The organism is Vibrio sp. ZOR0018 (genome assembly GCF_963865925.1).
Classification (GTDB): Bacteria; Pseudomonadota; Gammaproteobacteria; order Enterobacterales; family Vibrionaceae; genus Vibrio; species Vibrio anguillarum.
In genome coordinates this window covers 34298-46790 of the sequence record NZ_CAWMCN010000163.1, presented here as the reverse complement: position 1 = coordinate 46790, position 12493 = coordinate 34298, and the positions used below count along the sequence as shown (strand labels likewise).

General features: G+C 37.4%; 10 protein-coding genes. 7 read left to right on the top strand and 3 right to left on the bottom strand.

Features of this window, described 5'->3' with window-relative positions; genetic code table 11:
• Positions 1 to 68: 68 nt before the first annotated feature.
• Positions 69 to 884: a restriction endonuclease gene (locus tag AACR75_RS18230; protein WP_047688228.1), complete on the bottom strand. Its 816-nt coding sequence runs from the start codon at positions 882 to 884 to the stop codon at positions 69 to 71.
• A gap of 460 nt (positions 885 to 1344) precedes the next feature.
• Positions 1345 to 1509 carry a helix-turn-helix transcriptional regulator gene (locus tag AACR75_RS18225; RefSeq protein ID WP_025633108.1) on the bottom strand — a complete coding sequence of 55 codons (165 nt, stop codon included), beginning with the start codon at positions 1507 to 1509 and terminating at the stop codon, positions 1345 to 1347.
• Between the two features lie 100 nt (positions 1510 to 1609).
• Between AACR75_RS18225 and AACR75_RS18220 the strand changes: the two genes are divergently transcribed.
• The 7 genes from AACR75_RS18220 (at position 1610) to AACR75_RS18190 (ending at position 10318) form a co-directional block, all read left to right on the top strand.
• Positions 1610 to 2767, top strand: a complete 1158-nt coding sequence (locus AACR75_RS18220) for a hypothetical protein (RefSeq protein ID WP_047688226.1) — start codon at positions 1610 to 1612, stop codon at positions 2765 to 2767.
• A 524-nt stretch (positions 2768 to 3291) separates the two neighbouring features.
• Entirely contained in the window at positions 3292 to 3798 is a 507-nt protein-coding gene (locus AACR75_RS18215) for a hypothetical protein (RefSeq protein WP_140315263.1), read from the top strand.
• Positions 3799 to 3865: 67 nt separating this feature from the next.
• On the top strand, positions 3866 to 5185 hold the full coding sequence (locus tag AACR75_RS18210; protein WP_047688224.1) for a type II toxin-antitoxin system HipA family toxin: 1320 nt from the start codon (positions 3866 to 3868) through the stop codon (positions 5183 to 5185).
• Positions 5186 to 5455: 270 nt separating this feature from the next.
• Positions 5456 to 7453 carry a patatin-like phospholipase family protein gene (locus tag AACR75_RS18205; protein ID WP_047688222.1) on the top strand — a complete coding sequence of 666 codons (1998 nt, stop codon included), beginning with the start codon at positions 5456 to 5458 and terminating at the stop codon, positions 7451 to 7453.
• A complete protein-coding gene (locus AACR75_RS18200; RefSeq protein ID WP_047688220.1) occupies positions 7422 to 8084 on the top strand; it encodes a primase 1D-like protein in 663 nt (220 codons plus the stop codon). Before AACR75_RS18205 ends, AACR75_RS18200 begins: the two co-directional genes overlap by 32 nt.
• Before the next feature lie 745 nt (positions 8085 to 8829).
• A complete protein-coding gene (locus tag AACR75_RS18195) occupies positions 8830 to 9636 on the top strand; it encodes a hypothetical protein (RefSeq protein WP_047688218.1) in 807 nt (268 codons plus the stop codon).
• 295 nt (positions 9637 to 9931) lie between these two features.
• Complete coding sequence (locus AACR75_RS18190; protein ID WP_047688216.1) at positions 9932 to 10318, top strand: HVO_A0114 family putative DNA-binding protein; 387 nt, start codon at positions 9932 to 9934, stop codon at positions 10316 to 10318.
• A 402-nt stretch (positions 10319 to 10720) separates the two neighbouring features.
• On the opposite strand, the gene AACR75_RS18185 is transcribed toward AACR75_RS18190, so the two are convergent.
• Complete coding sequence (locus AACR75_RS18185) at positions 10721 to 12088, bottom strand: tyrosine-type recombinase/integrase (RefSeq protein ID WP_047688214.1); 1368 nt, start codon at positions 12086 to 12088, stop codon at positions 10721 to 10723.
• Positions 12089 to 12493 lie beyond the last annotated feature (405 nt).

The following is a 12493-nucleotide window of genomic DNA, read 5'->3' as shown; positions in this document are numbered from 1 at the left end:
TCAATAGGTTAACTTTTATGTTCTGAGAGCACCCTTCTAGATTAAACAGCTTGAATCCTCACCCACATTCAACAGTCGCAAGTGTAGCGACACTTAGGATACGCAGAGCAACCATAGAAACTTTTACCCGCATTACGACCTTTTTTAGCAACACGAATCACAAGGCTAGACTGGCAGTTTGGGCAAACCTTGGAATGAGGATCGAGTGTAGGCTCATCAATGACTGGCTTATTCATAAAGCTGCGTCCATCTTCAATCATGTGGACTAGCTCGCTACCATTAACCAACCACAGGCGCTTCTCTTGAGCAAAGGCGATGGCTTCAGAAGTAAAATCTCCCGATGTTACGATGATCATTTTGCTAGCACGATTGTCGATCATCACACCATACATTTCTCTTAAGACTTGAACTCCGACTTTTCTAGCTTTCCAGTGCTTACATTGTACAAGACTCAACTCACCGTCTTTAGTTAACCAAATATCAACCCCACCATCCGCCTGCTTTGAGAAAGATTGTTTAACGTCGTAGCCTTGCTGCTTAAAGTACTCGCCAATGTAGCTTTCAAATTCAATCCAACTGAGGGAATTAAGCGGAGTCGTGTTTTTGTGTGCTCTGATTTGAGACATCGTCGCAAGATAATTATGCTTTCGCTGATACTGCTTAAAGAACGCAATTGGAGCTGGAATTAAAAACAAAAAAGCAAAATACGGTGCCATTTGCGGAAGATTCGGCCCAATGGCATTGAAGATGAAGTTATCACTGCGAGCCGCCAAATCAGGCAATAGAAAGGATAAACCAACATAAATGCCTGCTGAGAACAAGATACTCACCCACCACGGCGCATCCATCAAATGCCAAATAATTCCATCATTCTTCCGAGCCATAACTCCTCCCAATAAGCATCAAAATGCATTAAAGCACAATTACCAGACCTAATACATAGAGTTAAATCATGTATTTAGTGGGAGAACAAACAGCTAGAACATTGTTCTAGCAAGAGCATTTTTTATTTATTAATTAAATGACCAAACTTTAGTTTTTGATGATGAGAGCGAGAACAGTGTTCTCGCAGTAGCGTTTGAACGCTATCAGCCTTTGCCTGATATATCCAAACACGAGTCGGATAATACCTAACTCTGTCTTTTGTCATTCGGAGAACATCGTTCTCCGTTCAACTGATGAAGATTTAAGAAGAAAATGGATCCCTGAGATAGTCAAAAGCAGGAACAAGGTTCCTGCAAGAGCATTTTTTATTCATGTTATTAATCATGCAAACAATGACTTACTTTGTATTTACAGGGTCAGGTTAAGCGAGAACACTGTTCTCGCAGTAACAAATTGCATCTATTTTTGTTCTTCTAGCCATCGCTCAATGTCTTTTCTCTGCCAGCCCACTACCCTAGAACTAAGCGTAACAACGGGTGGCATTTTTCCCTCTCGACGCCAGCGCCACAAAGTACTAACACTTACTCCCATCTCTTGAGCTAACTGCTCTTGTCTTACAAACATTTTATTACCTTTATTTCTCTATTATTTAGTCGCATCTTAGATTCTCATCGCCCAACTCATAATATAGAATAAGCAACAAACCATATTGACATAATGACTAATGGACTTAGATAAAAAGCGCAATGCATTGAGAGTACAGCTAGAAACAGCAATTAATGATTTAAAAAACCAGGCCGAATCTCAAGGTTGTAAAATTGCTCAGCGACGTCGTTCTGGGTATTTATACGCTGTTGATGCCGCTCGGAACATTGTTCTGGAAACGTGGTTTACCAAGTTACTCAGACAACATGGAACCATACTCAAAAAGTACAGCAGTTCTAATGCTATCCATCTTGCTGAGATCATCGAAAGTTACGGTGGATTAAATAAAACAATTAAACTTATTGAAGCGGTGCTAACTTTACGTGGATTCGGTCTTCATACCCAACAACGCGTCAATTATGCCGATCAAGTACTGTTGGGCTTAAAGGATCTGCGTTCACTCACTCCACAACATCAAGAGGAAGAGGTTCGTTGGAACAGTATTCTACCTTACTGCGCACTATGCTGGCGTCTACGCAGCCGCTCTCACTACTACTGCGAAAAACACCATCCCATCAAGTCCACTAAACTTTATAAACAGCAAAAATACGCAGTTATCACTGCATTGAAACACCTGCCCAACCAGAACAACACTGCTTACGAAAAGTATCTAGCACAACCTAACAAACAGAAAAAGTTGGGACGACAACTGTATGATCTGGTCAGCGGCTATGCGCCGCATCCACGAGTATTTCTACGCCACTGTAAAGATAGCGCTAAGTCAGGAGACTGGCTCTCGCTATCGAAGAGCATTGTTCAGACATGTAAAGTAAACTATCCAGCGAGCTATAAAAAAATAAAACAGATCAAGTCAGATGATTTTGGTCAATGGTCATCATGGTGTATCGCGATAGTGAGATGTTTAGATCCTAAAGAACCAAACGCGTGGAGTGATAAAGAGTGCCTAACGCTTTTCAATGAGTTGAATACTTGGACTACACTGATTGGGATCTTGCATCGCTTCGAATGTGTAGAACGAATCAATAGCATTGAAACTAAGCGGGGCCCAGACGTTGGATATAGAGCCAATCTAGAACAACACCAGTTGATCAAAGAGCTGTTAAAACAACAACTAGCCACGAATAGCAAAACTAACTTAAGTGATATCGCCAGAACGCTTGGGCTTAGCAGACAACGCGTACACCAGATCATAAAAAAAAATCAATTGCTCTCCTAAACAGCAAAGTAACTGTGCAAAAAACAATCGAATTTATTTTACATTTTTAATTATTAAATCAAATAAAAATCATAAATATAATTACGAATAATTTAATTATTAAGTTGAGCCAAGATAATTATGGCAATAAAATAGTTTTTACTTATTGACTTTTTCATGTTATAACTATTATAAAGTTATAATTCTAATATAACGTTAATCTATTAAAATTTGGATTCTTAAACGGAATATTCTAATTTTAGGTCTAAATTTTAGTGCCACCATTGGCACATTCGCTGCCCGCCGTGGCATTTCCTCTGCCATCCTTGACAGTTTCGCTGCCAATCTTGGCAAAACAATGTGCCAAACAATTTTGGTTTAAAAAACTTAGGCAAACATACAGTGTATTATTTTAATAAATAAAAATAGCACTTTTTGTTTATTATTTTCTATATATTATATTCAAGGTAAAGAAAAATATTTATTTGAATAACGCTACAGTTCAAGTGTATATTATTCATAATATCGTTACTGAGAATATTCTTATGAGTAGATTTGTACTCTCCGCGGACTTACATCTAGGGCATGATAATATATTGAAATATCGTTCAGGATTCGATTCTCCTGAAGAGCACCATAATATTCTATTTGATAACCTTGCATCATTTGTACAACGTCGTGACACGTTAATCCTACTTGGAGATATTGCAACGACCCCATTTTGGCTAGAGAAGGTTGCAAGTATTCAATGTACGAAGAAAGTGCTCGTACTTGGCAATCATTGTACAAACATGAAGGTCAGCGGCAAGATGCTCGCAGATGGCTTCGATGAGATTCACTCGATGCTATCTAAACGAAATACCTGGTTTACACACTGCCCTATACATCCTCAGGAATTACATGGAAAGATCAATGTTCACGGACATTTACATGACAGTATCATTCTAGATGATGCAGGCAAACCAGATCCCCGCTATATCAATGTATCAGTAGATCAGACTCAATTTAGACCAGTCTTATTCGGTGACGTCGTTAGTCAAATCACTCGCTAAGTAGCTCTTGCCAACACTCTGTTTGATAAACGAGACAAAACCGTATAGCAAAAAAGGCTCACTGGTAATGGAAACGCTAACTGCATATATGAACAACGAGCTTGTCGGGACTCTAGCAAAGTATCCAGACAACAGACTCAGCTTTAAATATGATTCTTCCTGGCTGAACAATGACAACGCTCGGCCTTTATCTCTGTCTCTTAAAATGCAGAAAAACACTATATCTTCTGAAGCGGTCTTCAACTACTTTGACAATCTTCTCCCAGACTCAACTGATACAAGAAGCCGTTTAGCCACCAGATTTAAAACCTCCACTACACAACCTTTCGATTTGCTCACAGCCGTTGGTCGTGATGTTGTAGGTGCTCTTACTCTACTTCCACCTGATACAAAAAATGATAAGCCAAGCTTGGAGTATGACATCCTAGATGAAAAAACGCTCGAACTCATATTGTCAGCACTACAGGCAGGAACACCACATGGAATGATTGGAGGTTCCAATGATTTCCGTATAGCCATTGCTGGCGCACAAGCTAAAACTGCGTTACTTAAAGTGGATAGCCATTGGTGTTTACCAAGTGGCAATACTCCGACAACTCACATCATCAAACTCCCAATGGGAGTTCTCCAACAACCACACTGCACGTTGGACTTAACGGATAGCGTTGAGAATGAATATCTCTGTATCGAACTCGCACGAGAGCTAGGGTTTGATGTACCTAATATTGAAATTATTCAAACTCTGAACTTCAAAGCATTGGCTGTTGAACGTTTTGACCGAAAATGGACGAATGAGAAGACTCATATTCAACGTTTACCACAAGAAGATATGTGTCAGGCAGCTTCGCTGCCAGCATCAATCAAGTACGAATCTGATGGCGGTATTGGAATCTTGGAAATTATGAACTTGTTATCTGGGTCTTCAAATGCCTTTGCCGACCAATACAATTTTATGAAATTCCAGGTGTATCAATGGGTCATTGGAGCGACTGATGGTCATGCGAAAAACTATTCGATCACAATTGAGCCATCGGGAAGCTACCGCTTAACGCCTTTCTATGACATTTTGTCTGCTTACCCTTTATTAGGCAAAAAAGGGCTTAACATCAGGCAGTTAAAGCTAGCCATGGGGCTAAGAGCATCAAGGGGTAGAAAATACGAAGTCAACAAGATTTACCCTCGCCATTTTCTGGCAACCGCACAGTATGTCCGCTTTGAACAGGACATAATGCAGGAAATTCTCGACACAATGAAAACCGAGCTTCCAGAAGCTATAGACCGTTTAAATACGAGGTTGTCAAATGACTTTCCAGAACATATCTCTAGCCCTATTTTCGACAATGCATTGAAAATGCTTAAAAGACTCTCCTTACAAGCATCCGAGTAGAGTACAAGCCATATGTCAAAAGCTCCTTCTTCCTTATCAGAGATAGACTTCGAATAGAAGTCTGAAACGACTTTAGACGTTTTTCGTTTAACGATGTCAAGAAACAACTAAACACTATGAAGATGGATAGAATTAACTATATGAAATGTAGCCGCCCACTCATTTTTGCAAAAAACTCAAAACAGTTCGTTTCGTCTGATTCGTCTTTGACTATACGTGTGTAGTAGCACTGTAGTAGCATTAAGAAAATGACTATGTATTGATTATCAAATGGAAAAACAACAAACAACCCACTTTAAAAACTGTCTTGGCGTATTTCAAGGGGGAGGCTGTAAAGCCTTAGCATTTGCTGGAGCATTCGAGGAAGCAAAACGCAGGGGAGTATACTTTTCCGAAGTAGCAGGCACCTCAGCAGGTTCTTTATTCGCCGCTTTAGTAGCAGCTGGAGCAAGTCCCGTTGACATGAAAAAGATCATGATGGATACCGATTATAATGCATTTATGGCCCCTATTGAAAAAGATCAATATAAGAAAGTAGGGTCTAGCTGGGGGATAATTAGGTTTCCGCTGGTATTTAGTAAGCGCATGAGATCACCTTTCAAAATATTATCTTATCTTGGTCTCTATTCCTCCAAAAAAATAGAAGAATGGCTAAATGAACATTTATTATCCTTATTAGGAAAAAAAGATGGTACAGTAACATTTCGTGATTTAAAACTACCTCTCCATGTAATTGCAACTGATATAAGCAATAAGAAGCAAAAAGTATGGAGTTTAACTAACACTCCAGATGAATCCGTAGCATATGCTGTACGTTGTTCATGCACTATTCCATTTTTCTTCCAACCTGTAGACCTAAAGTACGTTGATGGTGGTTTAGTAAGTAATCTACCCACTTTCTCTTTAAAAAGAAATAATGCTCATTTTGAAAAAGTACTTTGTTTCACTCTTAACGATCAAACTCAAAGCATTGACAATCCTTTTAATTACATCTTAAATATCGTTGGAGCTGTAATTGATGGTGCAGTTCAAATTCAAGAGATGTATCAAAATAATACTTATCACATTCAAATAAATGACCTACCACTAACTACAACTTCATTTGATAAGATAAACAAAACCACTATTGAGGAATCAATACTAAAAGGAAGAGAAGCTGCTTCAAATTTCTTTAATCGTGAAACTGTACATATAAGCAATAGAGAAAACAATTCAAACTATCTATCTAAAGACTTTATTCTCAATTCTTTTGTTATAGAAAAGCCAGAAAAACATAATGCGCTTGTAATATCAAGTCAAGATACTAAATATGTATACGGTTTATTTCCAACATTATTGGGTTGGATTGATGAGAAAAAACCAGTTACTTTTATAACAAAAAAATTAGATTCTTATGGTACAGATCCAGATAGAATACTACATGAGAAATATAGGAGATTAATTCTCAGAAAGTTTGGAATAAAAATAATTGAGAGAGAACACATTCCTTTTTCATCTTTCCTTTTCATTAACCATAGCCGTGAACAATGTAAATCTATAATAATTAATAATATAGAAAACAACACATATGGTTCTAGTTATAATGCTGATATGAGTTATGGAACCATATATAATGGTAACATTGACCTCCATATACAGGATTCACTGATAACATCACTAGATATATCAAGTTCAGATTACAAACATACATTATCGTCAATTGATTTCACAATAAAGAAAGACAATCATAACAATGTTAAACGTAGCTTACGCCAAGTAAGTCAATATACAAACAAAAATATTGACATACAGAAAAAAAGTATCAATTTAAATGACGTGAAATTGATGACATGTTATGTAAAATCATATAAATATAATCAAATAGAAAACCTAGATAGTATATTGAAAAAGTATGATCTTTCTGTAGAAGATTTTTGTTCCATAGAATTTAAAGATGGAACGACATTCCCTATAACACCAATCATTTTGGAAAAGCACGGCAATGAAAATATAGTAGTCAAAGGAAATAGTCGGTTATCATATATTTCCAGAGAAAAAAACATAACTAGCGTACCTGTTTTTATGGTCAATCATGTTCAGGCACCTCTTCCATCAACTGGTCAGTTTTGTTTATCAGACTTAATTATTACAACTTTAGATAAAGAAGCAAGTTCCAGATATATAAAATGGGACTATAATAGATTTCGACATATTGAGCTTTTAGTAAGAAAACCTGAGGACTATATTAAGGAAGATGATGCAAACACTACACATAGAAAAAGTGCTTAAAAATAATCCTGACATTAGATTGTTCAGGTTTATTAAATTTTCATTTGAAAATAAAGTTCAAGATAGACTTTCAAACATAAGTTCGGATGAAATGTCAGTTATTGAGCGCTGTATAAAACATAAGAGAGAAAATGATATCTCTTTTTGGGAGTCTTACATTAGGCTTGGTGAGGACCTCAATAGCCGATTATTCGAACATGCTACATTTCACAATGAGAATAATGAGTATATTTACATATCAAAAAATAATGTTATAGACTTTTTAAAGTATAACAAAGAAAAAAACCTAGCTCTAAATTCACAAGTCATTATGAAAAATGGGCAGATACTTCATATACCTATGTTAGATTTTGAAGTGTCATCTAAAGCTAATAATATAGAGTCAGTTAAGAATATATTAAAGCATTTTAAGTTGAGAGGGACTATCTTAGACAGCGGTAAATCTTATCACTTCATCGGTAATAATTTAATTGAAAAAAATTCCCTTATAGTTTTGCTGTCGAAATTTTCCCTTCTTTATCCTATAGCAGACAGAGCATGGGCATCTCACCAAATTATTGAAAATTCAGCATCACTTAGAGTTAGTAAAAAATATGGTGAATATCCTAATTTCATTGAAGATGTAAACTAAGGATTTTAATAATACAATTGTAGTTGGGATTTTTTGCATATATCAAAAATGATAAAATATCCCATCTACAATAACTAGCACTTCATCTGACTAAGTTTGCACTGAGCTATCATTATAACAGTAAAATAGCACTTACAAGTAAACAATTAAAAACATAACGTTTTTTTCATTCATGCAGCGGCTCTCTTGCTCTCCAATCAAGATATCTTTCATGATTTATTCAATTGAATAAGAAGTACGGTACTTTTAACCGACTAAAAGTCATCATCTAAATCAATTTGGTAATCACCAATCAAGTACTCAATTTCTTCTCGATCTGCTTTAGTAACAGCAATAAGACTCTCTGGATTCTCTATGGTGTCCCTCTCAAGTAAACCTAGAAACTCACTCGTTTCGCGATCAACTTCCAAGTCGGCTGACTGCTGGGTAATGTCATTCGCTCAAAGCTTTATTTAGACGTGTGAAGTCAATTTTAATACGTTTTAACAGTACTCATACTATTGTTATTTCGTCTTTGTTTGGGATGTAAAAATAGCACTTGCATTCGATTGAGTAATTATTGTACCTTTACTAGTGAGTAGCAGACACTCGTGTTTATAAGCCTTGAAAGAATAGCAAAGCACAGCCTATGGTTTGACCCTTTAAGGGATGGTAAGTCTAGCAAATTTACAGAACATAATTTCAACCTTGCTTGCCAATGTTGGACACAGACCAGTCCCGCTTCGTTACGGCACAAGGATCGAGTATGGACAACCTCACATCAACTCCTGGATGTACTAAAGAAGTAACTTTCCCTCAAACAATTAAGCCTGAACATGGTAAGCATGCCCGTCAAGAAAATGTGATGCGATGCATGATTTACCAGCTAAAAAAGCAAGGTAAGTACTTAAAGAATGAGAAGTTTATTCTCGCTTTCAAACAATCGCTTATTGAGGTAGAAAGGGATTCGAAAAGTCATTATTTCTGTTTTGACTATAGCCGACAGGTAACTGATACATTCATACACCAACTATCTCATAACCTCTCCATAAGCGGGCATAAGCATTCTAAAACTACTTTGGGATGGGTTTTGGCTAACAGCCTTGGATTTACTAGCTACGGTCATCTTCAGCTACACCTAGAAACCTATAGAATGCTCCTAGAAACACCTTGGTGTATAGACGGCGAACGAATCACTAAACCAAACATTTATAGCAATATGACTGGGAGCACTTTATCTATTGACGTTCCATTTAGAGCTGTCAGTGACCATTCAAGAGCTTCTGACTATAAACAACATCACCGCTCTGTGGCTAAAATATATCGACAAGAAAATGAACCAAGTGTTTTTTATGTCAACATTCCATACATTTATCTATACAAAGGAGAGGCTTTTAGAAGTTTCTCTTTCAATAAAGAGGATGCTTTGGCGTGGTTAATGGCCTTTTCTATAGTAAGTATTGATGGGCCAAAATGCTGGAACAATGAACTCAGAATTCAGAGAGCATTAGCAAGGCCTGTAGTGTCCGATAAAAAGTGGGATCAATTTGCAGAGAAGTTCTTAAACATTTAAGTGACTGTGTTAAAAACAATCAATCACCTAGAGTTAGCCATCACCGTAATAGTAAAGAGTGATCTCAAACTAACAAGTTACATTTCATTCCAGCAATGAATAACTAGAAAGCCCCTTTTAGGGGCTTTCTAAAATTATTATTGTTCAATATTAGCTCTTAGTGATTTAGTGTTTTTAATATCTAGATATGGTCTCATTTTATAAGTATAGGATGCCATCCACGCTTTCTTTAAGAATATCATTCTATAAACCAGGATTTTCTTATACTTATTGTTTCGTTCTAAGAAGGACAGTAATGAAAGCTCGCATTGGAGTTATGTCAGAAGATCTCATTCGTAGGCACATGATTCGTGTGGCCGCAGGCAACATTAATCATAACAAACATCTACCGACATTTTGGTTCACATCACTAGATGAAGTGTCAAAGTTACTGTGTAATGAAAATATCGAGCTAATGATTCTAATGAGTAAAGAAAAGCCTCAAAATCTAACTGAACTTGCAGAAATTAGCGGATATAACATCCGTAAGTTGTCACGTATAATTCATTCTCTTTCATCAAAAGGATTCATCCAGATCGAGAAACAAGGCAATACTTCTCGCCCCATAGCTTTATTCACTAACTTTGAAATTCTTCTGGGGAAAGAATTAGAGAATGAACTGCAAGAAGGTCCATTTACATAATCCCCCTCGCTCGTTACTGCGACATACGCTGCTTGGCTTTTTCTGTACACTGAGATCGCTCGTAGACTTGATTAAGATAGCTTATGCAGGTGCCTAAGAAATACTTCTTAGGCACCCTAACAGCCAATAAAAACATTTTAGATTGGGTAAAAAGCAATATAAATCATAACATTAAAAACAAATACCAGTAATTTAAGGTTAATACGTCAAAATATGAACGAACTCATCAAAAGAAACGCAAAAGTAAAAAATACACTAAATATCATATGATTATGTGCAACTAGAAGTTAGGCACTAAAAGTTAGACGTCATAGTAGTACAGAACGAACCTAAATCATCAAGCGGCTTTAATTGAAGCAACGAATAAACAGAAAGCCCCAGTGGGGCTTTCAAAAACAATCTTTATTTAAGGTTAGCTCTTAGCGACTGAGTACTTTTAATGTCTGGAAAAGGTAACGTTTCAGCGGAAGGTACAACTGACAGCGCTGGTGGAACATACCCAATCAACTCTTTCAATTTACTGCTCCAGGTTTCAAGCCCACCTAACTTATCGTCAAAATAATCATAGCGATCATAGTGACGTGTACTTACATCTTGTAAGGCGTGATTTTGAATACGATCCCTGACTTCTTTGCTGATTCGGCATGCCCCCATCAAAGTTTTACACGTTCGACGCAAGTCTTTAGGCACAAACTTATCGAACCCCACGGCATCGCGATAACGAGTCACTGCACGACAAATTGAGCTACTCTTCATGGGTTCTTCTGCATCTTTGGGATTTGGAAAAACATATCGTCCACCACCAGAAAGCTCATATTGTTTCTGAAGTATTTCAAAAGCCAATCCGTTCAACGGTACGATATGATCTTTTTTGTTTTTGGAACGTTCTTTGGTAATGTAGACAAACCTTTCTTCCCAATCAACATTCCACCATTCAAGTGTAATCACCTCATACGGTCGTTGCCCCCCTAGATAGATGCACAGTTGAAGTAAGTGCCTCAAATCTTGTCCGATGGGAACAAGATCATAGTTTTCACGAAGATCTTTTAGCAGACGCCGTAACTCTCGCCACTCTAAGAACCTTTCACCAATGCGCTCTCCATCTTTTTGCTTAGGAATTGGTGCTACAGGATTGTATTTTATGCCAAATTTCGACTCTAAAGAGAAGTAGCGAGGATCGTTATCAAAGCGCATCCCATGGTTAAACGCCGCCATCACATAGCTACGTACTCGGTTGCTTTGGGTGATAGCTCCGCGCTGGATCATCTTACTAATAACGTATTTAATATCATCTGTCGTTACATCACACGCTTTGGTGTTTTTGTCTATAGATGGATAGAACTCTCGTACCAGCGCATTTCGCACGTCTTCATACGTTCTCTTTCCATCTATTTTCATACGCTCCGTATAGCTATGAAATAGCTCATCAATGGTTCCTAAGCTTTTACTCTCAGCATCAATTTTTTTCTGCTCGCTCTCTTGTTGTTCAAGGTGCAATTTAGGGTCAGTTCCGTTGAGCAACAGTTGTGAAAAGACTTGGGCTTGCTCGCGAGCTTCTGTAAGAGTCATGCTGCCAGCACGTGCGCTGAATAAACCGATAGAGATAAATTTTTCTTTCTGTTGCTGGTAGTAGCGAAACACGAACTGCTTTTTCCCACTAGTGAAAATTTTTACTCCCAAACGCCCTGTACCTCTTTGACCTGACTGATCCCAGAGATAATAGGAATTTTTACTACTGGTCGCGGATTGAATTTTAGTAACAGTTAACATTCTGATTTTCTCGTGTCTTTTTTGGCGAAGTTAACTTTCTAGGTCAATAGACATAACCTAAAAGCAGCCAAAAATGATATTGACAGATTTCCTGCCTAAGCAAAGCTAGGTCAGGTAATGGGTCAGACAAGAGAAAAGTGACATGAAAATCAATGCAAACTAACGCAACAAATACAAACATGTAACTGTTTGAATTTAATGGCAATTACTAAGCATTGCATACTCATAAAAATGAACCTGGTAGGACTCATAATCGATTGGTCCCCAGTTCAAGTCTGGGAGGGCCACCAAATTCTAGAAGGTTAGTAAGCGTAGTGTTTACTGACCTTTTTTGTACCTGACGATTTTGGTTCAGGTAATGGGTCAGGTAAGCCCCGATCACGCACTCTTCTCTGAATACAAAAA